Source organism: Methylosarcina fibrata AML-C10 (assembly GCF_000372865.1).
Classification (GTDB): Bacteria; Pseudomonadota; Gammaproteobacteria; order Methylococcales; family Methylomonadaceae; genus Methylosarcina; species Methylosarcina fibrata.
In genome coordinates, this window is record NZ_KB889965.1 from 2433757 (window position 1) to 2456406 (window position 22650).

General features: G+C 52.4%; 22 protein-coding genes. 4 read left to right on the forward strand and 18 right to left on the reverse strand.

Going from position 1 to position 22650, the window contains the following annotated elements:
- Nucleotides 1-194: 194 nt before the first annotated feature.
- Nucleotides 195-386 (reverse strand): hypothetical protein, encoded by a 192-nt coding sequence (locus tag A3OW_RS0111390; protein WP_020563568.1) that lies wholly within the window; start codon nt 384-386, stop codon nt 195-197.
- 715 nt (nt 387-1101) lie between these two features.
- Here A3OW_RS0111390 and A3OW_RS0111395 point away from each other — a divergent pair.
- Nucleotides 1102-1491 carry a hypothetical protein gene (locus A3OW_RS0111395; RefSeq protein ID WP_157385877.1) on the forward strand — a complete coding sequence of 130 codons (390 nt, stop codon included), beginning with the start codon at nt 1102-1104 and terminating at the stop codon, nt 1489-1491.
- Nucleotides 1488-1865 carry a YajD family HNH nuclease gene (locus tag A3OW_RS0111400; protein ID WP_020563570.1) on the forward strand — a complete coding sequence of 126 codons (378 nt, stop codon included), beginning with the start codon at nt 1488-1490 and terminating at the stop codon, nt 1863-1865. Before A3OW_RS0111395 ends, A3OW_RS0111400 begins: the two co-directional genes overlap by 4 nt.
- Nucleotides 1866-1907: 42 nt before the next feature.
- Here A3OW_RS0111400 and rnhA read toward each other — a convergent pair whose 3' ends face one another.
- Both rnhA and A3OW_RS0111410 read right to left on the reverse strand, forming a co-directional pair.
- Nucleotides 1908-2387, reverse strand: a complete 480-nt coding sequence (gene rnhA, locus A3OW_RS0111405) for a ribonuclease HI (RefSeq protein WP_198291375.1) — start codon at nt 2385-2387, stop codon at nt 1908-1910.
- Nucleotides 2374-3090, reverse strand: a complete 717-nt coding sequence (locus tag A3OW_RS0111410; RefSeq protein WP_020563572.1) for a class I SAM-dependent methyltransferase — start codon at nt 3088-3090, stop codon at nt 2374-2376. Before A3OW_RS0111410 ends, rnhA begins: the two co-directional genes overlap by 14 nt.
- Before the next feature lie 101 nt (nt 3091-3191).
- Between A3OW_RS0111410 and A3OW_RS0111415 the strand changes: the two genes are divergently transcribed.
- Nucleotides 3192-4874 carry a lytic transglycosylase gene (locus A3OW_RS0111415; protein ID WP_020563573.1) on the forward strand — a complete coding sequence of 561 codons (1683 nt, stop codon included), beginning with the start codon at nt 3192-3194 and terminating at the stop codon, nt 4872-4874.
- A gap of 369 nt (nt 4875-5243) precedes the next feature.
- Here A3OW_RS0111415 and gspD read toward each other — a convergent pair whose 3' ends face one another.
- From gspD to A3OW_RS0111485, 14 genes are all read right to left on the reverse strand, one after another.
- Nucleotides 5244-7358 carry a type II secretion system secretin GspD gene (gene gspD / locus A3OW_RS0111420; protein WP_020563574.1) on the reverse strand — a complete coding sequence of 705 codons (2115 nt, stop codon included), beginning with the start codon at nt 7356-7358 and terminating at the stop codon, nt 5244-5246.
- A 46-nt stretch (nt 7359-7404) separates the two neighbouring features.
- Entirely contained in the window at nt 7405-8094 is a 690-nt protein-coding gene (locus A3OW_RS24805; protein WP_020563575.1) for a hypothetical protein, read from the reverse strand.
- Entirely contained in the window at nt 8091-8678 is a 588-nt protein-coding gene (gspM, locus tag A3OW_RS0111430) for a type II secretion system protein GspM (protein ID WP_020563576.1), read from the reverse strand. Before gspM ends, A3OW_RS24805 begins: the two co-directional genes overlap by 4 nt.
- A complete protein-coding gene (locus A3OW_RS0111435) occupies nt 8659-9786 on the reverse strand; it encodes a PilN domain-containing protein (RefSeq protein WP_020563577.1) in 1128 nt (375 codons plus the stop codon). The genes gspM and A3OW_RS0111435 overlap by 20 nt, the downstream gene beginning before the upstream one ends.
- On the reverse strand, nt 9770-10753 hold the full coding sequence (locus tag A3OW_RS0111440) for a type II secretion system minor pseudopilin (RefSeq protein WP_020563578.1): 984 nt from the start codon (nt 10751-10753) through the stop codon (nt 9770-9772). The genes A3OW_RS0111435 and A3OW_RS0111440 overlap by 17 nt, the downstream gene beginning before the upstream one ends.
- On the reverse strand, nt 10750-11463 hold the full coding sequence (locus A3OW_RS0111445) for a prepilin-type N-terminal cleavage/methylation domain-containing protein (protein ID WP_020563579.1): 714 nt from the start codon (nt 11461-11463) through the stop codon (nt 10750-10752). Before A3OW_RS0111445 ends, A3OW_RS0111440 begins: the two co-directional genes overlap by 4 nt.
- Nucleotides 11460-11882 (reverse strand): type IV pilus modification PilV family protein, encoded by a 423-nt coding sequence (locus A3OW_RS0111450; RefSeq protein WP_020563580.1) that lies wholly within the window; start codon nt 11880-11882, stop codon nt 11460-11462. Before A3OW_RS0111450 ends, A3OW_RS0111445 begins: the two co-directional genes overlap by 4 nt.
- Before the next feature lie 29 nt (nt 11883-11911).
- Entirely contained in the window at nt 11912-12445 is a 534-nt protein-coding gene (locus tag A3OW_RS24810) for a GspH/FimT family protein (RefSeq protein ID WP_020563581.1), read from the reverse strand.
- Nucleotides 12445-12873 carry a type II secretion system major pseudopilin GspG gene (gspG, locus tag A3OW_RS0111460; protein ID WP_020563582.1) on the reverse strand — a complete coding sequence of 143 codons (429 nt, stop codon included), beginning with the start codon at nt 12871-12873 and terminating at the stop codon, nt 12445-12447. Before gspG ends, A3OW_RS24810 begins: the two co-directional genes overlap by 1 nt.
- A gap of 328 nt (nt 12874-13201) precedes the next feature.
- On the reverse strand, nt 13202-14419 hold the full coding sequence (locus A3OW_RS0111465; RefSeq protein ID WP_020563583.1) for a type II secretion system F family protein: 1218 nt from the start codon (nt 14417-14419) through the stop codon (nt 13202-13204).
- 1 nt (nt 14420) lies between these two features.
- Nucleotides 14421-16121 carry a type II secretion system ATPase GspE gene (gspE, locus tag A3OW_RS0111470; RefSeq protein ID WP_020563584.1) on the reverse strand — a complete coding sequence of 567 codons (1701 nt, stop codon included), beginning with the start codon at nt 16119-16121 and terminating at the stop codon, nt 14421-14423.
- The gene (waaC, locus tag A3OW_RS0111475) at nt 16118-17197 is read right to left on the reverse strand and encodes a lipopolysaccharide heptosyltransferase I (RefSeq protein ID WP_020563585.1); all 1080 of its coding nucleotides are present in this window, start codon (nt 17195-17197) and stop codon (nt 16118-16120) included. Before waaC ends, gspE begins: the two co-directional genes overlap by 4 nt.
- A gap of 2 nt (nt 17198-17199) precedes the next feature.
- Nucleotides 17200-18258 carry a lipopolysaccharide heptosyltransferase II gene (gene waaF, locus A3OW_RS0111480; RefSeq protein ID WP_020563586.1) on the reverse strand — a complete coding sequence of 353 codons (1059 nt, stop codon included), beginning with the start codon at nt 18256-18258 and terminating at the stop codon, nt 17200-17202.
- Between the two features lie 3 nt (nt 18259-18261).
- On the reverse strand, nt 18262-19188 hold the full coding sequence (locus A3OW_RS0111485) for a branched-chain amino acid transaminase (RefSeq protein ID WP_020563587.1): 927 nt from the start codon (nt 19186-19188) through the stop codon (nt 18262-18264).
- A gap of 408 nt (nt 19189-19596) precedes the next feature.
- Between A3OW_RS0111485 and A3OW_RS0111490 the strand changes: the two genes are divergently transcribed.
- Nucleotides 19597-21114 carry a phenylacetate--CoA ligase family protein gene (locus A3OW_RS0111490; RefSeq protein WP_020563588.1) on the forward strand — a complete coding sequence of 506 codons (1518 nt, stop codon included), beginning with the start codon at nt 19597-19599 and terminating at the stop codon, nt 21112-21114.
- 152 nt (nt 21115-21266) lie between these two features.
- Here the strand turns inward: A3OW_RS0111490 and A3OW_RS26440 are convergent, their stop codons facing one another.
- The gene (locus A3OW_RS26440; RefSeq protein ID WP_232422375.1) at nt 21267-22526 is read right to left on the reverse strand and encodes a YVTN family beta-propeller repeat protein; all 1260 of its coding nucleotides are present in this window, start codon (nt 22524-22526) and stop codon (nt 21267-21269) included.
- Between the last annotated feature and the right edge of the window lie 124 nt (nt 22527-22650).

Consider the following 22650-nt stretch of genomic DNA (forward strand, 5'->3'; position numbering starts at 1 on the left):
AATTGTGATTACCGCTTCGGCATCGCAACCGAGGCAGTAAGAAGGTTCTTTTGTCTTGACCGTCAGGATTCCGGATGCCGACAGCATTCGGCGATTTCTGACCAATTGACATTCAAACGGAAAAAAGCCGGCGGGAGAGGCGGGCGCACAGCCCCTTTATGAATTCGCCTGAGCAACCTTCACTTCCTTTACTTTTAACGCCAGGCCCTACCGAATGCCGCGAACGAGTCCTTCTGATCGGGCGGCAGCGTGTCGCCGAAAATATCCTCCAGTTTTTTCTCGATGAAACGGTCGATGTCAAGCCATGAGGCATTGGGATTATTTTGTTTGAAATTACGGACTTCATTGAAAAAACGGCGTCCACGCTCATCAATTTCTGTGTTCATATTGCGATCCTGGAAACGAGTCTTCGTTTCCTATTGCTGTAAATTGCATAAAGTTGATTAATCCCCGAATTTCTTCGGTATTGACTCCTTAATTGATATCCCGTACCAACAACGGCCTGGGTGCTTATCACCCATTTTCCCTGTTAATTTTTAAATAAAACTTATCCGAAACATCCCAAGGAGTATTTCATACAAATCCCAACAAGTTTTATGCCACGATCCCGGTATTTGAATTGAAGGGGTTAAGTTGAACCAACGCCGCTCAGAGTGACAAATTGTGTCAGTAATAGTGACTATTTTGGTCGGCGCGTTCATCAGGCAACGCCGAATTAAAAATTTCGGTTGATAATACAGTAGGGAGTTTACCTGTACGGAGTGCTTCTGGTATATTCAAGCCGCCCGCTTGGGTAAACGTGCAGAACCGAGTCATCAGTGACTGCTGGAAAAATAATAATTTTTAGAGGGGGTGAATTATGGCAGTAGGCATTTATATCTTGACCGTGGTTTATTTTACTTACGTCATGGTCTCTGTCTCAAAACGGTAAGAAAATACCGTAAGAAACGGATACAGTGTACGGATTCCATAGAACGGGCCGCCTCATGAAATCTGAATGCAATCGCTGAGCGTATTCATGGCGTCCCGGAATCAGGATCGCGACGATATCCAGACGGCGAGGAAAGGCAGGACTGAAAATGCCTTTCCTCGCAAATGCATTTGCTCCCGGTAGAACCGGGCGAACCGGCTCCAGCCGATGTGTACGGAAGCCTCGCCTTCTTTAAGACCGAAGATCCTTTTACTCCTACAAAGACAAGCCTGGAAAAACTCGATCCGGCCCCTTTCAAAATTGCCTTACCGGAATTATATTATTTATCCGAAATCGCTCTTCACCGCAACGCCGACCAATATAAGGGGGGCGGCCTCGGATCTTTCCCTCCACTAACCGGGATCGATCAGCGAAGCTCTCTGTCCGTTTTTTGCATCGGCGACGGCGGAATGAACATCGACAAATGGATTGAGGACCTCGCCCGGCTTGAAGATCGGTTCGGAAACGCGCTGCTATTTTTTCAGGTTACAAACATCGAAGCCAAGGGACATAAACCATGACTCAAAAAAAGACGTCCATGAACAAAGACAGATTAAACCAGATCGTGACGGAAGCCCGGCGCAATCAGGAACTGAGAGAGCAGTCCTATCGCGGCCAGGCGCTGAAAATGTATCCCTGGGTGTGCGGACGCTGCGCCCGCGAATTCGATCATAAAAACCTGAACGAGTTGACGGTTCATCATAAAGATCATGACCACGACAATAATCCGCCGGACGGCAGCAACTGGGAACTCTTGTGCCTTTATTGCCATGACAACGAACATTCAAAATACGAACAGATGCGATTCGGCTCCCTGCAGCCGGGCAAATCCTCTGCGCCGGCCGCCACCCACAATCCTTTTGCCGACCTCAAAACCTTACTGAATAAAAAATAAGCTGGCAAAATAAAAAACGGGAGTTACGAAAAAAGGCACCATTCACATCCGAATTTCTTCCGTTTTTCCCGGCTTTTTTAATACCAGGTGATCGATACCCAGATTTGCCAGTGCATCGGCTCTTTCATTGCCGTTGTTTCCGGAATGGCCTTTGACCCATTTCCATCGGACGTCGTGCCCGGACATCGCGGCGTCCAGACGGCGCCATAAATCTTCATTCTTTACCGGCTTGTTGCCGGCTGTCTTCCAACCGCGTCTTTTCCAATTGGAGATCCACTCGGTAATGCCTTGCATGACGTATTTCGAATCGGTGTTGATTTCCACCCTGCATTTTTTCGTCAAGGCCTCAAGGCCTTGAATTGCGGCCGTCAATTCCATACGGTTATTGGTCGTTTCCCGCTCCCCTCCGTAGAGCTCCTTGATTTTCCCTTTGTAATTGAGGATGACGCCCCACCCGCCCGGCCCGGGATTTCCCCGGCAGGCACCATCCGTATAAATGATCACTGGTTCAGTCATGGTAATTAAGTTGAGTTGATGAATTAATTGAATTGACCAGCACCAATCTCGGCTTGGCTTCTCTCACCGGCGTTAACGGAATCACATTGTAACGCCTTTTTATCGCTTTGATCGCGTAAGCGACGGCAGTAACGGAATAGCGGTGAGCGATGTACTGACCATGCGTCGAAATCACCGAATTAAAATTAAATTCGGTGGAAAGAGTGACCTCGAAATTCAACAGTTTCAGCCAGTCCAGCAGCCGCGATCGCCGGATCAGGCGCCATCGGCAGGGATCCGGCTTCTTGATTTCCCAAAGATACTGATAGGTTATCCATAGATTCCACGGATTGAAATTCAATATCACCAGGACGCCTTCGGGCTTCAGTACACGCTCCACTTCGCGCATGGTTTGCAGGCGGTTGGCGTCAAATTCCAGTAAATGGGACAATATAATCATATCGACGCTGTCGCATTGCAACGGCAATCGGTACGGTTCGGCCTGAATTTTTTTTGCTTCCTCGCTTCCCACGCCGTGACTGTCGAGAATGATGTAATTCTTGTACAGGGAACAATCGATAAAATCCTTTTCCCAGCCCAGACCGCCGATTTGCAGGATGGTCTGCTTGCAACTCACCGTGATGGAGCGTTGCAAATAATCGGATTCAAGCCGCCTCAACAATTCCCCCCTGGCAGTACGATAACAAGTAAATAAGAAATTGCGTTTCATTTTCGACCAACTTAACGGTAAACTAACTTTGGTGATTATCCAGAAAAAACAGACTATAATAGAAACATTCTGAAAACGCACTTTATACTTTAGGGGGGATAATGAGAACTCGTTCCAGCAGGTCAATCAAATTATTGTCTCTCTCCATCTCTCTAGTCGCTGCCGGTTGCTCCCAATCCCCCAAACACGACCTGAGCATCGACACCCGGCCGCCCATCGTTTCGAAAAAAGAAAACACCTATTCTGGTCAGTCGTCTTACTACCGCCCTTATCTCAAAAAAAAGTATAACTCCGGTCAGATCAATACCGTTTGGGACCGGCTGTTTTCTTTATACGCCCTCCCGGAAATAAACAATGAACGGGTTGACCGGGAAATCAACTGGTATCTGCAGCATCCCGATTCCCTGGTGTCGCTTCAGCAACGGGCGGCCCCCTACATGCATCATATTCTTGATGAAATCGAAGCGAAAAATATTCCGGGCGAACTGGCGTTATTGCCTGTCGTGGAAAGTTCTTTCATACCGGACGCCTATTCCAAAAGCGATGCCTCGGGGCTTTGGCAGTTTATTCCTTCCACCGGCCGTCTCTACGGACTTGAACAAAACTCCTGGTACGACGGACGCCGCGACATTTACGCTTCAACCAAAGCGGCTACCGACTATCTCAAGCACTTGTGCGCAACCTTTGAGGGCGATTGGCTGCTTGCGCTGGCATCCTACAATTGGGGCAAAGGAAACGTTAGAAAGTCCATTGAAAAAAATCAATATCTGGACCTGCCGACGGACTATTGGTCCCTGGATCTCCCTGAAGAAACCACCAATTACGTGCCCCGATTATTGGCCATCGCCAGAATATTCGCTCATGCGGAAGAATATCATATTCCACTGCAATACATTCCGAACAAACCTTATTTTGAAGTCGTCGACCTCCACGCTCCGATCGATTTAAACAAGGCGGCCAGTCTTGCCAATACCCCGCTTTCGGAATTCCGCAAACTGAATCCCGGATATAACCGCTGGTGCACCGCGCCGGAAGGCCCTCATCGGCTGCTGATTCCGGTGAAGCAGGCGCAATTGTTTAAAAGAAACCTGGCGCAATTGCCTTACGACGAATGGGTTTCCTTGCCTCCCAAACAGGCAGAGCTGCAACTGGCTCAGCAGCAGACCCGGCCCGAGGTATCGCCGGCTCCCAAACGGACGTATCACGTCGCCGAAACCAGTCCGGCGCAAAGCCGGTATCGGGTAAGACCGGGAGAAAGCCTGACCTCGATAGCGAGAAAAAACCAAACTACGGTAGCCGCCATCCGGCAGGCCAACCATATGGTCGGTCGGGCAGTCAATACCGGCGCATGGCTGAAAATACCTACATCGAAAAAATCGGCTGATCTCAACATCATCGCAAAATCGTCCAGAATCGATGCGTTTGCCGGCACTAACAAATACCATGTCGTCAAGAGAGGCGATACCTTCTGGAACGTCGCCCAGCGTTACGGCGTATCCACCCAAGATCTTGCCCGCTGGAATAACATCAAATTGAATTCGGCCCTGATTCTCGGCAAGAAGCTCACCATCAAAAGCAAGGATCCGCAAATCGCGTCCTCCGATTCAACCCTTCGCTTGATCCGTTATACGGTCAAAGCGGGCGATTCGCTGACGCAAATCTCCAGAAAATTCAATATCCCGGTGGCCGAGTTAAGAAAATCCAATGCCGAAACACTGGTTAAAGGCTTACGTCCCGGTCAAAAACTTAAAATTCTGGTGGACAATAGCCAACCCGCCACTTGAATTTGAAAAATCCGGGCCGCGAAACAGGCAATTTCCTGCCGGCAACTTCTCCCCTTCATCACTTTCGGATTTGACCGTCTACTAAGTCATTCGCTTCTGCGGCACCTTCAAGCGAATGGCTTCGCCTCCATCCGATCAGCCGCTGCCGGACGAACCGTGTTTGGCTCAATACTTCAAGCGCAGCCTAAAACTCCACGCAAGGTCATTTTGGACGAACAACGGTCATGGGAATAAGAGCAATTCCGGCGAAATAACGAACGCAACACATAAAATCGCGCGCCCTCGTCCGCTTTTAAGCTCCGGCCGGTGATTTCCGTCCGGTCGAAAATAAAGGGGACCACAGTTACCGGTCCCCGTGCCCGAAGCGCCTTACCGGGAGACCGTCGGCCTTGAATAGTCCGGCGCCACTTCGTAGATGCCGGTTAATTTCTTCTTAAATTCATCCGAGATGACTCTGGAATCCTGTTTGGATTTGACGACTCTCGGCGTAATCAAAACGACCAGTTCGGTTTTATCATTGTTTCTCGTAGTCGAACCGAATAAAGGACCTATCCAGGGCAGTTCATGCAAAAAAGGTATGCCGGTTCTGTTATAGGTATTGTTGTTATCGATCAAACCGCCCAAAACGATGGTTTCGCCGTCCTTGACCGCCACGAAGCTTTCGATCTCCTTCTTCTGAATGGTCGGCGATGTCGTCACGCCGGTCGTGGTCGCGACGGGCGAGCTGACGATCTGCTTGATCTCCATGATCACCATCCCGTTGGCGTTGACTCTGGGAGTGACATCCAAAGTAACGCCGGTGTCCAGATATTGAATCTGGCTGGCCTGCGCCAGGCCGGTGTTGGTTCCGCCTCCCGAAGCGACCGCATTGGTTAAGGTGCTGGTCTGTATGGGAACCTGATCGCCGACGTTGATTTTGGCCTGCTGGTTATTCAACACCATCAGAGAAGGCGAGGAAATGACGTTGACGTTATTCAAATCGGATTGCGCCTGTAACAGCGCCTTGACCGAACCGGAGCTGTAGATCGCACTGAATCCGCCCGTGGCCGCAGCCAGGGCCGCGGTTTGGCCGGCTTCTCCCAGTTGGGTAAGTGCGGTGGAAGGATTGAGGCCTGTCCCGCTTCGATCATGTGAAAAATACCACTGGATGCCGTATTGCAAATCATCCTTCAAGGTAACCGAGACGATCGTCGCATCGATCAACACCTGCAGCGGCATGACGTCGAGCTGCTGAATAACCGGTAGAATAACTTCATATTCCTGAGGCGTGGCTACGGTGATAATCGAATTATTGGCAGGATCGGCGATAATCCTGACTTCGCCGACATTGGAGACGCCTTCATCCCCGGTTTGCTGGCCGCCGCCGGTATACTGCCGTTTGGTCGAGCTCTTTTTGGATGACTCCTTGTTCGTTATGGTCGCCGCCGACTCTCCGGGAGCCACCTTGGCCGATTTGCTTTGCTTTTGCGTGCCGGTAAAAATGGAATTCAGGGTGTCGGCCAGTTCAACCGCATCCATGTGCTGGACCTTATAAACATTGACCCCGCCGCCATTGGCCGAACTCGCCCGGTCCAGCCTGAACACCCAATTTTCAATGTCGGCCAAATACCGGGACTGATGGGTAATCGCGAGAACGGCATTAAGCCGGTCTATCGCCAGAAAACGGAAAAACTCCCCTCCTTCCTTTTTATCTTGCGTAGCGGTAAAAATGGACTCGAGCTCCTTAATAATGTCTTCGGGCGCCACATGGGACAAAGGATACAATCCGAACGAACGTCCTCTCAAAATATCGATATCGAAGGTACTGACCAGATCCAGAACCCGGTCGACTTCGTCGGCCGTACCGGAAACGATGATGGTGTTGTGCGTCGGATCCACATTGACGACCGTTTTTTCGGGCACGAGCGGTTTGATCACCTCCGCCACGTCATTCGCAGACACGTAGCGGATCGGTATCACTCGGGCCTGAAACCCCGACTCACTTACGCCCCTTCGCGTGGTCACATCGGAGCTGAACACCGCATCGGCAGCCGGCTCTATATGATAAACCCTGCCCACTTTAACCAGAGCGGCGTTGTTCTGCCGGAGTACTTTTTCCAGAGTCGGCAGCAATTCTTCCCTGCTTAAGGTCGTATTCAAAGTCACCTTACCGGCCACTTTGGGACTTAATACATAGTTGTATCCGAGAATGTCTCCTAAGATGACTTTGGCAACTTCTCCCAGATCGGCTTCATCGAAATTAACGCTTAATTCGGCGCCGGTGGATTTGGCCTTTTGTTCAGACCGCACCCTGGGCGTCGCCACCGGACGATCCGTTCCCGGATATAACTCAACTTTCGATTGCGCGGAATCGGCTACCGGCGGTTTGTTTTGCAACTCTTCAAAAAGGACTTCGGACTTATCGCTCTCCTGTTCCTTGGGCACGGGGTACAACGGCAATTTGACGGATTGCTTTGGACCTAATAATTCGCAACTTGAAAGCATTAAACCTGCCGCAACCAGGCAGGAAGCTGTTTTCATTGTTTTTAGATTATTCATTATCGCTATTCTCGGGAGCGTCTACTTCGGTTTGAGGTTGAGTTTCTGGTTGATTGTCAGGTTGAGGAACCGGCGGTTGAGGTCCTCTCGCTCTTCTTTCCAAATGCCCCGGACGCGGCGCTTGCGCCGGCTTGGGCGCGGGTTCCTGAACTCGCGGTGCGGTTTTCGGCTTGGCTTTTCTAAGCGTAAGTTCATTTTTCTCACCGCCTGACTGTTCCAAAACCACTTTATCTCTGTGAATTTCGATCAGCTTCCAACCGTCAAGATCGTCGTTAATCGTCAATTTACGAAACCTGTCTTTGTTACTGGCGGCTTTTTCTCGGCTAAACAAAGCGGACCAACTGTTGTTTACCGTATACACGCCGTTTAATTGCCAATCGAAGACGCCATCCGGACCTCCGCCGGAAGTGCCGCCGGCAGCCGATTCGGAGGCGGGCTCATTGACCGGTTTTCTGCCTCTGATAAATAATGGTCTGGAAACGATGTCGGCGTAACTTTCCTCGGTCTTTTTATCCAGATCGATGGTGGGAACTTCCTCGATCTGACGATGTTTCGACGACGACTCGTTAATGGAAGCCAAAAGACGCTGCAACGCAAACTCGTGAGCTATCCATTCGCCCATCAGCAGGACGACCAGAGCGCCACAGACGGCTCCCAATAATTTAACTATTTTAATGTTCATTCCGGCTGTTTTCTCATAAAACTGACCGCCTGAAAATTCACGTTCAATTCGTTACTGGCTTCAATCTGGCGGGTACGCCTATTTCTTATGTTGCGCATGGGCCTGATATCCAATTCATTGATCACGACCAGAGGAGTCGAAGTTTCCAATCGGTGCAGCACGCCGCGTAATACTTCGATATTTCCGGTCATTCGGACACTGACCGTAATCAGGCTGAATTTTTCCTTGTTGATAACCGGAAGGGCTTGCGTGCTGCTCAGTTGTCCTCCGGCATCGATAATCGCTTTTTTGACAAATTCCTGTAACTCGGCGGAAGCCAGAGAGACGGTTTGCTGACTGTTGAAATAGCCTTGTTCGAGAATCTCCTTTTTGACACTGTTCATACTCTCGACGACGGCGTCCTTGCCGGCCAATATCCGTTCGTATTGTTTGAGCTGCCGCGCGAGCGACAATTTTTCTTCGTTCAATTCCATCCATTTGCCGACGGTAGGCCAGAGTACCGCCAAACCGATCAATAAAATTAAGGCAACCAGCAAACCGACCGCCAGCCAACGCTGCATCTGCTTATTTTTTATTCGGGTCATCCGTACCTCCAGCCTTGACGACATCCACGGTGATCTGAAAACGTTCAAGTCCGGTGGTTGTATCCTGCGTTACCGGAGAAACGAATTTTGCATTATTGAACAAGGCGGAGTCTTCAAGGATGGCAATCAGCCCCGAAGCCGTCGGCGACTCTCCTTGTATCTGCAGATGGCCATCCGAATAATGCGCGTAGGACAACCAGGTATCGTTATTGATTAACGCACTCAGCGAATTCAACATTTCCAGCATCGGCGGCGCGGAATTTTTCATTTCGATCAAGGCGCTGGTTTCTCCTATTACTTGATCAATCTCTGACTGCAACTGTTTAATGTTTTTGGCTTCCTTTTCGATTTCCCCGGTCTTTTCCCGCAACAGATTGACCGCCTGATGTTCGAACCAGACCGGCAAGGCGATGACGGCTCCGCACAGCAATACGATGGCGGCAGCCAGGCTGGAATAGACCAGGCGGGGGATGTTGTCTATTTTCTGCCTCAACCAGTCGGGCAGCAGATTATAGGGATCGTCGAAATCATCCGGATCGTTCGGCATCTCTTCGTATTCGGCTAATACCGGCGAAAGTCCCATCGTCTTGACGTCTTCATAGAGACCATCCAGTATTTCCCTCGGAGTCAATATCAGCATGGCCCGGATCTGGCCGGGCTCGTTGTCGGCATTGATCAATTTAACGGCAAAATAAACCTGTTCCGGTTTAAAAGGCGTGTACCTCGACAACTCGTAAGAAACCACCTGATTAAGATTTTCTCTCGCCGCCTCCGGCAACACGATGATTTTATGGATAGCTTCCTCGCGATTCAACCGAATGATCACGTCCGCTTTGGCCAGTCTTTCGCTATTTTCGTTATTGACCATCCAGGTTGCGAATCGCGCAAAACCGGCTTCATTTCTATCCACTCTGCCCAACGATTGAGCCCGATCATCGAACCGGCAGGTGAGTTCCAACTGGTGATCCACCGTTCTTACAATGATCAGTCCCCGTTCTTCATTGACCAACTGCTTGATTTTCGAGGGTATCAGAAATGCGAGCTCTTTTTTCCACCAGTGGAAAAACTTTTTAACGTCCAGATCGATCGATTTATTTAGATTCAGCATGCTGTGTCACTAAAAATGAGCTCATTTCCTCTGAAAATAATGAGACGTTGCCTTTATCCTCGCGGCGCCAGTTTAAAACCTGAAACGGCGAGGACTGATTATTGGAATTCTTATATACGACAGCTTTTATTATAGCTGTGGATCCATCATCCAACAGCGCTTCGGACATGATTTCGACTATATTGCTTTCTCCGGGCGATCCCGTTTGTTTCAGGCCGAGGGAAAATGGCGGAACCGGAGTCCCTTCAATAGCGCTTTTCTGTCTCAATTCGATGTATTGATCGATCAGCTCGGCGTCCAGTCCGGGTATTGCCAGTAAAACTTCTTTGGAAGCCTGCGACAGATCGACCTGAGCATTGCCGGAATACACGGTAATGAGCGGTTCAATCCATTTTAATATGGATGCGTCCATTCCCAATACCATTTGCAATTCTTCAACGGACCGAAACGGTTTATTGCGTGGCTGATATTTTAATTTCGCGTCCTCATATTCTTCCTTTTCCGCCCCCTCGACGTTGATCAAATCATCGGGATCGCGCCAATCCATAATGGCGCTGACCAGAGCCGTTTGTTTCTCCGGCTCCACGTGCGCGTACGCAATCAGACTTTGCAATTGGTTTTGATCGGCTTTATTGATGTCGATTTTACCAGCTTCCGCAAACATCCGGATACGCACCAAGGTCTCCATGAATTGAATCTGATAGATGCTGCCGTCGGTGTGCCAGCGTTTATTCTGATCCGGATTCAATAACATCATCTCGGCAAGGGTAATACCCGATTCGGCTGCCGCCAAGGCCTGGGCATTATTTTTGATGCCGACGGTAACTGCGGCTTCCCGATTCATGGTCAACGTAAAGCTGGCGGCCATGATCATCAACAAACTCAGCGTCCACAAAACCAGAACCAGAGCCAGACCCTGTTGCCGGAAGCTTTTTCCGTAAGAAAAACCTAAACCCTGGGCCGTCATTCATAATTCTCCGGATCCAAGGTCTGTTCGCCGTCATTGCCTTCGGCGGCGTCTTCGGCAAAGGTTATGCCGGCGCTTTCGACGGATTCGGTAGCTTTAAGAGGAAAAATCATTTCCGGCCAGTACATTTCGTTTTCCAGGCCGATATTGATTTTAACCAATTGGGGCTGTCTATCTTTTCCGATCCATTCATCTTGCCACCGGCTTTCCGCCTGGCCGTCTTCGGAACCAAAATAAGTCAGTGAAAAAAAACTCACATTCCTCAGCAAAATTTCTTCTTCCTTAAACCATTCTCCGCCTTCACCCACCGGAAAAAACGGCGTGAGCGTTACTTTAAGGACTTGCTCGCCATTGTCTTTGTCCAGGGCGACCGAGATCAATTGCAAACCCGCTCTGCCCGCGCTTGCCGGAAACGCGGAAACAAACTGAAACGCCTGTGCCCTGCCTTGAAAGGAAAGCAGTTTTTCTCCATCCTTTTCCTCATTACTAAAATCGTTCCATAACGGTTCCGCAGGAATCAAATGGCGCTGGAAAAAATTAATCACCGCGGTCACATTGCTGACTTCCGCAATTTTATTTTCGCCTTTTTCCCAGCTTTCAGCGCAAATTTTCATGCTGCCGAACAACAACGCCATCATGATGCTCAGCAGCGTCATGGCGATCAGCACTTCGATCAGGGTGAAGCCCTGGGCCGTCTGGTTCCGGATCATGACGATTTGGCGGATAATTTCAAAGTCGTTAACTCGACTTCTCTTTGATGATTGCCGTTCGAAGCGCCGTCGCCCCAACTGACGTTCACCGTTACCATGAACAGCGCCGCCGGAAGAGACCGGGCATCAAAATCTTCAAGAGTCAGCTCATACGGAGCGATCGAGACCTGCCAACTGTATTTGTCGTTCTCAATGCCGGCGGTTTGTCCCGGTTGCAACGCAGATTCCACTCCGGTCCTGGCCATCAGCGTCTCGGCAATCTGCACCGCCGAAGTATATTCCTCGGCGACGGCGGCCGTTTCCACGCCAGAAGAAAATATGTTGAGCAAAATGCCCAGGGCGATGGCCAGAATCGAAAAAGCCACCAGGATTTCCAGCAAGGAAAAACCCGCTTGTTTGTTTCCGGGTAGTGTAGTCATCCGCATCCTGTCACGTAGACTGGTCCGGTTCAGAGCGTTGCTTCATTTTCAGTTTCGATTTGTCCCGTCAACCAGTTGATATCCACGCGTGAGGCATACCCTTCCCGTTCCAAAGTAATTCTTCCTCCTGTCGAGGATCCGTCCGCGAAAAAGCGGACGTTGCCTTGCCCTTCCCCGGTAATTTCGCTCTGCGCCGTCACGACCGTCACTTCGATAAACTCCGGAATGGTATAAACTTTATCGCGGCCGCTGACCGTATAACTGTTGTCGGCAAGATTGAACGACACTTCCGTTTCCTGATGGGTCATTAAAGCCTGGCCTCTGGCATAGCGCAGCGCCGAAACGATGTCTCTGACGGCGGCTTTATGTTCCAGGGCGCGATGTCCGGAAGACGCATTAATCGCCACCACCGAAAAGCCGAGTACGATAATGACCAGTACAATCAGCAGTTCAAGCAAGGTAAAGCCTGAATTTTTACAGGGGCGAACCGGCGTAAGGAGCCTGAAAAACCCGCCCTGACGAACCGCCTCGTCCCGGCAGCGGAAGTGTTGCGTCCGCCGCATCATTCCCAACTGACGATATCCTGATCTTCGCCTTCACCGCCTTCTTTTTCATCGGCGCCGTAAGAATACAAATCGAATTTTCCGTGCTCGCCGGGTGAAACGTAACGGTATTCCTGCTGCCATGGATCCAGCGGCACTTTCGACTTGCCAAGATAAGGCCCGTTCCACCGTTTGGCTTCCTGCGGCGATTCGACCAGAGCGCTCAAGCCCTGCTCGCTGGTCGGATATTTGTCCATGTCCAGTTTATACATCTCCAAAGCCTGGCCGATTTCTGCGATTTGCACTTTGGCCGCCTTGATTTTGGCATCGGACATATGCTTCATGACTTTAGGTCCGACCAGGCCCGCCAACATGGAAATGATGCCCAGTACGACCAACAATTCCAATAAGGTGAAGCCTCTTTCCGCTCGATTTTTTCTGTCTTTCATTGTCTGTAACTAATCGTTTTGAAGATTAAAAATTAGATAATACCTTAGTATATATCCAGCACTGTTAAAGCAAGATTAAGTAAAACGGCGACGTTTCGCCGGAACCCGCTTGCTGCGCCGACACAGCTCAAGACGACTCCGTTCCGTTCGAACCGAAGCCGGATAGAGTCGGCCTCGTTTCGGGAAGCGGCGCCTTCCTCTTTCCGAATAAAGCCTGCCCGCGTTTTACGCCGTCCGGTTAACCGTTAGCCACGGCACGGAAGAACGATCATGCGGAACAGGAACCTTCGGCAAAATGCAACGCAAGCGCACTGTACGCAAACTTCCGTTAAAAAGCCAGATCGTTGACGCTAAGTATCGCCAGCAGGATCGAAACGATGATGCCCGCGATCATCAGGCCCAAAGTAACGATCAAAGCCGGTTCGAGTAACGCCAACATACGCTGGATGGACACTTTCAACTGCTTGTCGTAGATCTCCGCTACGCGCATCAGCATTTCTTCCAAATGGCCGGTCTCTTCGCCCATTTTAATCATTTGCATGGCCATTTTCGGGAATATGCCGGTTTTCAATAAGGCATCCGACATTCGTTTGCCCTGTTTCAACTCTTCTTCGGCCTTTTGAATCGTATCCACCAGAACCAGATTGTCTACGGTTTCCCGGACGATGGCCAAAGCCGAGAGTATGGAAACTCCATTGCCCAATAAAGTTCCCAAGGTTCGGCTGATATTTGCGGTTTCCTTGTTCAAAAGAACGGTTTCGGCCAGCGGCAGTTTTAGAAAGCGCCCGTCCCATACCTTCTTGGTGACCGGATCGGCCAACTGGAACCTCATATAGCTGGTAATGACGACCGCCGCGCCCACAAGAATCCACCAATAACTTTGCAGCCACTCGGCCAGTCCGACGACGATTTGCGTCGACAACGGCAACGCCTTGCCGGCACTTTCGAACATTTCGGTAAACTGCGGCACCACGAAAATCAGCATCACGAACAGCGAAGCCAGCGACATGATCAGCAGGATGGCCGGATAAATCAAGGCCGTACTGACCGTATCCTTTAATTCCCGGGAGCGTTCAAGATACTCGGTAAGCCGGTTCAAGACTTCGCCCAGACTGCCGCCGGCCTCTCCCGCCCGGATCATGTTCAGATAAAACCGGCTGAACACGCCCGGCTGTTTTTCCAGAGCGTCCGCCAGGGACGAGCCGCCTTTGACTTTTTCCAGCACTCTGCCGATCAATTTGCTCAGCCGTTCGTTGTCTTCGGCCAGATCGATCAATACCGTCAACGACTTGTCCAGCGGCAAACCGGAATCCAGCAAGGTGGCCAGTTCGCCGGTAAACAACGCGATTTCCTTCTGACTCAGCTTCGACTGTCTGGCGCCGATGCTCAGGCCAAGGAACGACTTGGCGCTCGCCGGTGCGACCCGGATCGGAATATAGCCTTCGGCCTGCAGCGCGCCGATCAGAAATTGTTCGTCGGGAGCGTCGCGGACGCCCTCCTCGGTTTCGCCCAGATTGTTGATTGCTTTATAAGTAAACAAGGACATATCAGGCTTCCGTCGTCACGCGCAGTACTTCTTCCAAGGTGGTAATGCCTTTCAACGCCTTTGCCAAGCCGTCTTCGTACATGGTCGACATGCCTTCCTCGATCGCCATTTTCTGGATGACGCCGGCTTCTTCGTGCGCCATGACCAGTTTGCGGATCGGATCGGTCATTACCAGAAATTCGATGATGGCCTGCCGCCCACGGTAACCGAGTCCGCCGCAGGCGGAACAACCGACCGGCTTGTACAACAGGATGTCGCCTTCCGGCACGAATCTGCGCAGTTTCATTTCACCGATAATTTCAGGCGAGGCGGGTTGGCCTTTTTTGCATTTCTCGCACAATTTTCTGACCAGACGCTGCGCCAGAATGCCGTTGACGGTGGAAGTCAGCAGATATTCCTCAAGCCCCATGTCGAGGAGACGGGTAATGCCGCCCGCGGCATCGTTGGTATGCAGCGTCGACAGCACCAAATGCCCGGTCAGGGCCGATTGCACCGCGATTTTGGCCGTTTCCAGATCGCGCATCTCGCCGATCATGATGACGTCGGGGTCCTGTCGGACGATGGATCGCAGGGCCGAGGCGAAAGTGAGCCCGATCTGGGGCTTGGCCTGGATCTGATTGACGCCTTCCAGTTGATATTCGACCGGATCCTCGACGGTAATGATCTTGCGTTCCGCCGTATTGAGCGTCTTCAATGCGGTATACAGGGTGGTCGACTTACCGCTTCCGGTCGGACCGGTGATCAAAATGATGCCGTGCGGCTGAGCCAGTATCTCGAGAAATTTCTCCGAATGCCGGCCCGAGAAGCCGAGCGTGGCAAAATCCAGCACGACGCTTTCCTTGTCCAGCAGACGAATCACCACGCTCTCGCCGTACATCGTCGGGATCGTCGAAACCCGAAGATCCAGTTCCTTGCCGAGCATTTGCACCTTGATTCGGCCGTCCTGCGGCAGCCGGCGTTCGGCAATGTTGAGCTTGGCCATGATCTTGATACGCGAGATCACCGCGGCGGTCGATTTGACCGGCGGCGCGTCGATATCCTGCAACACCCCGTCGATACGCAATCTGACTTTCAACGTCTGCTCGAAAGGCTCGATGTGGATGTCCGAAGCCTTGGTTTCGATGGCGCGCTGCATGATCAGATTGACCATTTTGATCACCGGCGCCTCGCTGGCCAGATCCTTTAAATGCTCCAGATCTTCCTCGCCGCCGTCCTCCACGGCAAGATCGTCGACGATCTTGTCCATTTGCGACCGACCCTCGCCGTACTGCATTTCAAGCGCGGCATCGATTTCCGAAAGCAGGCCGACCTTGACCGCAATCTTTTTCCCTGTCGCCAATTTAAGGGCATCGATGACAAACCGGTCCTCAGGATCCACCATGGTCACGGTAATCTCGTCTTCGTCGTGGTTTATGCCGACGACGTGATTGTGCTTCAAAAAACGCAGGGACACGCTGTCCGGAAGCTGGGTTTCCAGCGGATACTGACCCGAGACCACTTTATCGAAATGTCCGGATTCGACAAAGGCATCGGCCACGTCGAGCTCCGAGCACAATCCCAGCTTGATCAGCAATTGGGGCAGACCTTCCGAAAGGGACGCCTTGCGCACCCGCTCGGCTTTTTTCAGCTCCGCCGCCGACAGTTTATTTTTCCGTTGCAGCGTATAGAGCAGTGATTGATAGGCAGTTTCTTGATCTATCATGACAATATCTCTTGATCTTGTTTAAACGTCGCCGACAATAAGGATTTTGCCGGTCCGATGATCTCGTTCTCGTCGATTTCCCTAATCGAATAATCTTCCTTGTTCAGTTTGTACGGATTCACAGGCGAATGCGATTTGACCACTTTATTGATGTCTGTCTGGTAAACCCTGGAGACCGGCGTCGGACCGAAAAGGGTAATCGACGGCCTGTTCAGAGCCCAGGCCATATGAGTGGGCCCGGTATCGTTCCCGATCAGCAAATCCGCTTTCGCAATCAGCGCCTTCAAGGCATTCAGATCCAGTCTTTTCGGTATGACTTTAATCAATCGGGACCGTTCGGCCATCCATTCCGCTTTCGCCCTTTCCTGCTCGTTTCCCCAGACTGCAATGCAATTTTCCTGCAACGCTTCGGCGATATTAACAAATTTTTCCGGGGGATAATTGCGGCTTTCCCAGGTCGAACCGATGACGAAGACGATGTTGGGCTTATCCTTTAACAAATAATCATAGATGATCGGGTCTTCATTGCGAAAAAATAAAAAAGGTCTTTTGCCGACGATTTGCTCGCGGCTAATCCCCAGTCCAAGAGGCCTGGATAAAATCAGCGCGTTCCGGTCGATGGTATTGGCGTCGTAGGCGCAGGCAATTTTCACGTCGTACAGCCAGGAAGCGGCTTTTTCCCGGATCGAATGGCAGTCGAATCCGGCGATGTGCTGGCAAATTTCCGAGGCTTTGCGGGTATGCGCGCAGGGAATCGGGCAATTGCTGATGAGCCTGGCGACCACGGCCGATTTCAGCAGGCCTTGCGCATCGATGATCAGATTATAACGGTGCCCGGCATAACTTCGAATCTTTCTGAATTCCTGAAAAAAAGCCGACTTGTCGTTTTTCAATGCTCTCAGATTGACCGTCAATATACGATCGATATCGGGGTTGTGGGCTAACAGCTCGGCATAACATTCTTCGACCACCCAATCGATCCGGATGTCCCGAGCATACTCTTTGATGAACTGAAGCGCCACCATGGCATGGACGATATCGCCCAGAGCGGATAATTTGACTATCGCGACACGCATGGTCAGCCCGGCCTCGCTTCGTCAAGCATTTGCAACACCCGCTCCGTCCTGATTCCGGTCAAACACCGGGCGTGTTCCGGATGGCCGGCCGGATAAAGGGGGCAAGTGCGTTTAAAACAGGGCGCGCAAGGCAGATGCAGTGAAACGACTTTGGCCCTGGCGTTCAGAGGCGGCGTAAAGCCTGGATCCGACGAACCGTAAAGGGCTATGACCGGTTTATTCAAAGCCGAGGCCACATGCATCAAGCCCGAGTCGTTGCTGACTACGGCCGTGGCCAGCGACATCAGATCCACGGCTTCGGCCAGCGAGGTCCGGCCGGTAAAATCGAGACAAACTCCTCCGGTTTCCCGGTTGATTTGTTCCGCAATCGTCCGGTCCTTTCCGGACCCGAACAGCCAGACCTGCCAGCCTTCGCCGGCTTTAATCCGGGCCAATTCGGCAAAACGGGAGGCCGGCCAGCGCTTGGCCGGGCCGTATTCGGCGCCCGGACATAATGCCAAGATAGGACCGCCCAAAACCAGCCGAAACTTGTCGGCTACTGCTTGCTGCCGCTCCCGGGTTACGGCAATGGAAGGCATGGGGTACGCCGGCGGTAAAGGCGCATTTTTCGGCAGTCCCAACGCCACGAAGCGCTGCACCGTCATCGGCAAAAGCGTCTTGTCCAGGCGGCGGACATCGTTGAGCAATCCCCAGCGGCACTCGCCGATATAACCGGTACGCAGCGGTATTTTGGCAATCCAGGGCACAATGGCCGATTTCCAGGAATTGGGCAAAACGATGGCGCGGTCATAACCTTCGGCCCGCAGCTTCCGGCCCAGCCGGACCCGTTCCGGCAAGCCGAACTGGCCGTGCGCAAGCGGCATGGCCACGGTCCCGGCGACTTCGGGCATGCGTGCCAACAGAGAAAAAGTCCAGGCCGGCGCCAGGACATCGATTCGACAGTCCGGCTGCCGTTCTTTCAGAGTAATAAACAGACTTTGCGCCATCACCATATCGCCGACCCACGAAGGGCCGACGATGAGAATCTTGCCGGCAAAGTCTGGAATCAGTGTTTTTTTCAAATTTTATTTGGCAACATAGGTCAGCCATTCGGCATGGTCGTTTCTGCGGCCGTGGACGTAGTCGAAATAGAGCGCCTGCAACTTTTCCGTGATGGGCCCGCGGCCACCGTTGCCGATCTTGCGCCCGTCGTATTCCCTGATCGGAGTCACTTCGGCGGCCGAACCGGTGAAAAAAGCTTCGTCGGCCACATACACTTCATCCCGCGTGATGCGTTTAACCGTCACCGGCAAGCCCTGCTCGGCAGCAATGGTCATGATGGTATCGCGGGTAATGCCTTCCAGCGCGGACGTCGTCTCCGGCGTATAAAGGCTGCCGTCTCGGACGATGAACAGGTTTTCGCCGCTGCCTTCCGCGGCAAAGCCTTCGTGATCCAGCAGCAAGGCCTCGTCGTAGCCGGTCGACTGGGCTTCCTGCAGGGCCAGAATGGAATTGATGTAATTGCCGTTGGCCTTGGCCTTGCACATCGTGCTGTTGACGTGATTCCGGGTATAGGACGACGTTCTGATGCGGATGCCTTTCTCCATGTTTTCGGCCCCGAGATAAGCCCCCCAGGTCCAGGCCGCGATCATGACGTGAACTTTCAGGTTGTCCGCTCTAAGACCCATGCCTTCGGAACCGAAGAAGCACATGGTCCGGATGTAGGCGCTGTCGAGTTTGTTCTTGACGATCGCAGCGCATTGCGCCTGATTGATCTCGTCCTTGGAAAAAGGCATCGGCATGTTCATGATGTGCGCCGACCGGAACAATCGGTCGGTATGCTCCTTCATTTTGAAAATTGCCGTCCCCTGCTCGGCATGATAGGCTCTCAGCCCTTCAAACACGCCCGCTCCGTAATGCAGGGTGTGCGTCAATACGTGGACTTTGGCGTCACGCCACTCAACCCATTTTCCGTCCAGCCAAATAACGCCGTCTCTATCGTCCATCGTCATCTTTGATACTCCAACAGTTTTTTCTAAAATAATCGGTATCGGGTATGAACGCAGGCCACAGCATGCCTCATCCGCAAAAGGGGAATTGTACTATAAACTGCCCTTCAGCAATACCGGCTTGAATCAGAAATCGATCAAGCAATTAAAACAATCTCTTACACAAGACAGAAGTTTTTTCATTCTTATCCCCGTGCCGTCATTCCTTCGCTCGAATTCTGCATGATCGGCCTCGAGCCGTCCGCCGCAAAGATTGTTTGTCGACACCACCTTGGGTCTCCTTATAAAGGTTTAGAGCGATCATTGCAAGTCCGGCGTGGCAGACTCCCGCCCGGCGATCGCAAGATTGACTCGTTTTTCCAATCCGGTTACCGTTTCCTTACTCTCAACATTTTTAGCAGGTAGACCGCCATGTTCGATGCACCGACTTCTCCAGCCGACGATGTTATTCATCACTTTTTTGCGACCCCGCTGAATACGCTCCTTGCGGAACGCCAGGCCGGCAACCCGGAAGAAAAGGCATTGGCCCTGTTTCGCCGCTGCATCGCCGAAGTCCCTGCTTACGTAGACTTTCTGAGGTCCCGAGGCATCGATCCGGTCGAAATTAATTCCTGTTCGGCTTTTCGGAAGCTGCCGCTGATGGGCAAGGCCGACTACATGCAGGCCTATCCCCTGCCGGAGCGCTGCCTCGGCGGCAGCCTCAAGGGCTCCGACCGGGTGGCGGTCTCTTCCGGCTCTACCGGCCGGCCAACCTTCTGGCCGCGTTCGGCCTTGCACGAACTGGACGTGGCGATCCGCTTCGAGCAGGTCTTCCATGACAGCTTCCAGGCCCATCGGCGCAGCACGCTGGCCGTGGTCTGTTTCGCGTTGGGCAACTGGGTGGGCGGTCTGTATACGACGTCCTGCTGCTGGCACCTGGCGGCCAAAGGGTATCCGTTGTTGGTGGCCACGCCCGGCAACAACAAGGCGGAAATCTTTCGTGTGGTGCGCGAGTTGGCCCCTCATTTCGAACAGACGGTGCTGCTCGGTTATCCGCCTTTCGTCAAGGACGTGGTCGACGCCGGGCTCGCCGAAGGCATCGACTGGCCAAGATACAATCCCAAGCTGGTCTTTGCCGGCGAAGTGTTCAGCGAAGAATGGCGCAGCCTGATGGCTCAGCGCATAGACTCTTCCGCACCGTGCCACGACAGCGCTTCACTCTACGGCACGGCCGACGGCGGCGTGCTCGGCAACGAAACGCCCCTCAGCATCGCCATCCGGCGTTGGCTGGCCCGGCATCCGGAAGCGGCCCGACGCCTGTTCGGCGAATCGCGGCTGCCGACGCTGGTGCAGTACGATCCAATCAGCCGTTTCTTCGAAGTGCACGAAGGAACCCTGGTCGTTTCGGGAGAGAACAGCGTTCCGCTGGTGCGCTATCACATCGCCGACAAGGGCGGACTGATCAGCTTCGAGGACATGTGGGATTTTCTGAAGGAATACGGACTATCGACAACCTCGGAGCTCGGCCTGAACGCGGATTTTCAGCCGCGCAACCTGCCGTTTGTCTATGTCTTCGGCCGCGCGGATTTTACCGTATCTTATTACGGCGCCAATATTTATCCCGAGAACGTCACGGTCGGTCTGGAACAGACGGAAATACAAGCCTGGGCGACTGGAAAATTCGTGCTGGAAACACAGGAAACCGGGAACGGCGACAAATATCTGCACGTTGTCGTTGAATTGCTGCCGGGCGTGGAAGCGGACTCAAGGATGGCCAACGTCATGGCCGAATCCATCCGTAGCCAGTTGCTTCGGCTGAACAGCGAGTTTGCCAACTACACGCCGGTCGAACGACAGCTTCCTCGAGTTACGCTCCGCCCTTTTTCGGATTCCGACTATTTTCCGGCGGGAGTGAAGCACCGTTACACTCGAAGGAAACCGGAACAATAACCGATCCTGCGAAGGATTCAGTCTGAAAAAACCGGCTTAAAACCAGCTTACTCAAGCCATTCGCCAATTTGCGGCATCCCGGTATTTACCTGCCGCTACTTTTCATGAAACCTCAGAGCGCCAGGCACCCTGAGGTTTCTTTGGACACAGACTTAACGAACTATCATGAACGCATTGGTTGCCGTCGCCGACTGGCCATCCGGGTTCTTGACAGTCATGCTTTTGCTGCCCGTTGACGCCGACGAAGACAGGTTCGCCTTGACGGAACAAGACGTGCTTGTGCAGCTTACCGACTGAACCGTGATGCCGGTGGCAGGGCTGATCGTTACCGTCGGCGCCGAACTGAAATTGGTGCCGGTCACAGTGAAGGTCTGGGTGGTGTTTTTAATCACGAACCGGGGAGAGATGCTTGCGATAGTAGGCGCTCCGGCGGTGTCGGCAACCGTGATAGGTCCTTCGAGAACAGTCCAAGGGTTGAGATTCGTGGTAATCGTGCTCACCACGGTCAGGCTCGCGGTATCGATAATGGAAACGGTGCCGCCGAGCGGATTGGTGACGTAGAGCTTGCTGCCGTCGTGGTTAAGCTGAACCCAGTAGGGTCCCGTACCGGTTGGAATCGATTGGGTAGTCCAAGCCCCTATATTAATCACGACCACGCTATTGGCATTGGCCACCGCGACATACGCACGAGCGCCATCGGGCGAGACGGTGATTGCCCAAGGGGTCGAGCCCACTGAAATGGTTTGTATCACCGCAGGCGTTGAAGCCGTAGTATCGATAACCGATGAAGTACCGGCTGTGGTATTGGTAGTGATCACGTACTTATTGTCGGGAGTAACCGCGACATACGAAGGGTTCGTGCCTACCGCGGCCGTCCAGGCAACCTTCTGGGTTGCGGTGTCAATGGCGGAAACCGTGCTGGAACCGTAATTCGCCACATAAATCTTGGAACCATCGGGCGATACCTGGATGTTGCGTGGAGCCGATCCGACGGTGATCGTTTTCTTGACAGTATCCGTTGAGGCATCGATCACCGAAACCGTGCCGGCAGCAGTGTTGCCGACATAGACGAAACCGCCGGCATAGACCATAAAGCGGGGCGCCGCTCCGACTGCGACGGTTTTAGTAACGGTGTTAGTCGTGGTATCGATCACGGAAACAGTGCCGTCATCCTTGTTGTCGACATATAACTTATTTGAAGTCGGATGATGCACCATGAATTCCGGCTTGTTGCCCACCGTAATCGTGGCCAGTAAGGCTCTTGTCGACGGATCCAGTACCGACACGGTTCCCGACGTCTGGTTGGAGGAATACAGTTTTTTACTGTCGGGAGACAGCACGAGACGCAGCGTCACGCTGCCGGTCGTGGTACGGCCGAGCTCGGTGCCGGTGGCGTCGTCCACAAAGGTCACAACCCCTGGATTCCACTGATTCGCAATAAATGCCCGATAGGCCGTTGCTGCATCGACGGCAGTAACACCGCCCATAACCAAAGCAAGACATAAAAGCCCGGCGGATAGATTTTTCATTTTTATT

Excerpts from the sequence above, each read along its gene's own strand:
- A3OW_RS0111390 (WP_020563568.1), bottom strand. The coding sequence starts at position 386 with ATGAACACAGAAATTGATGAGCGTGGACGCCGTTTTTTCAATGAAGTC.
- A3OW_RS0111400 (WP_020563570.1), top strand. The coding sequence starts at position 1,488 with ATGACTCAAAAAAAGACGTCCATGAACAAAGACAGATTAAACCAGATC.
- A3OW_RS0111410 (WP_020563572.1), bottom strand. The coding sequence starts at position 3,090 with ATGAAACGCAATTTCTTATTTACTTGTTATCGTACTGCCAGGGGGGAA.
- A3OW_RS0111415 (WP_020563573.1), top strand. The coding sequence starts at position 3,192 with ATGAGAACTCGTTCCAGCAGGTCAATCAAATTATTGTCTCTCTCCATC.
- gspD (WP_020563574.1), bottom strand. The coding sequence starts at position 7,358 with ATGCTTTCAAGTTGCGAATTATTAGGTCCAAAGCAATCCGTCAAATTG.
- A3OW_RS24805 (WP_020563575.1), bottom strand. The coding sequence starts at position 8,094 with ATGAACATTAAAATAGTTAAATTATTGGGAGCCGTCTGTGGCGCTCTG.
- gspM (WP_020563576.1), bottom strand. The coding sequence starts at position 8,678 with ATGACCCGAATAAAAAATAAGCAGATGCAGCGTTGGCTGGCGGTCGGT.
- A3OW_RS0111435 (WP_020563577.1), bottom strand. The coding sequence starts at position 9,786 with ATGCTGAATCTAAATAAATCGATCGATCTGGACGTTAAAAAGTTTTTC.
- A3OW_RS0111440 (WP_020563578.1), bottom strand. The coding sequence starts at position 10,753 with ATGACGGCCCAGGGTTTAGGTTTTTCTTACGGAAAAAGCTTCCGGCAA.
- A3OW_RS0111445 (WP_020563579.1), bottom strand. The coding sequence starts at position 11,463 with ATGATCCGGAACCAGACGGCCCAGGGCTTCACCCTGATCGAAGTGCTG.
- A3OW_RS0111450 (WP_020563580.1), bottom strand. The coding sequence starts at position 11,882 with ATGACTACACTACCCGGAAACAAACAAGCGGGTTTTTCCTTGCTGGAA.
- A3OW_RS24810 (WP_020563581.1), bottom strand. The coding sequence starts at position 12,445 with ATGCGGCGGACGCAACACTTCCGCTGCCGGGACGAGGCGGTTCGTCAG.
- gspG (WP_020563582.1), bottom strand. The coding sequence starts at position 12,873 with ATGAAAGACAGAAAAAATCGAGCGGAAAGAGGCTTCACCTTATTGGAA.
- A3OW_RS0111465 (WP_020563583.1), bottom strand. The coding sequence starts at position 14,419 with ATGTCCTTGTTTACTTATAAAGCAATCAACAATCTGGGCGAAACCGAG.
- gspE (WP_020563584.1), bottom strand. The coding sequence starts at position 16,121 with ATGATAGATCAAGAAACTGCCTATCAATCACTGCTCTATACGCTGCAA.
- waaC (WP_020563585.1), bottom strand. The coding sequence starts at position 17,197 with ATGCGTGTCGCGATAGTCAAATTATCCGCTCTGGGCGATATCGTCCAT.
- A3OW_RS0111485 (WP_020563587.1), bottom strand. The coding sequence starts at position 19,188 with ATGACGATGGACGATAGAGACGGCGTTATTTGGCTGGACGGAAAATGG.
- A3OW_RS0111490 (WP_020563588.1), top strand. The coding sequence starts at position 19,597 with ATGTTCGATGCACCGACTTCTCCAGCCGACGATGTTATTCATCACTTT.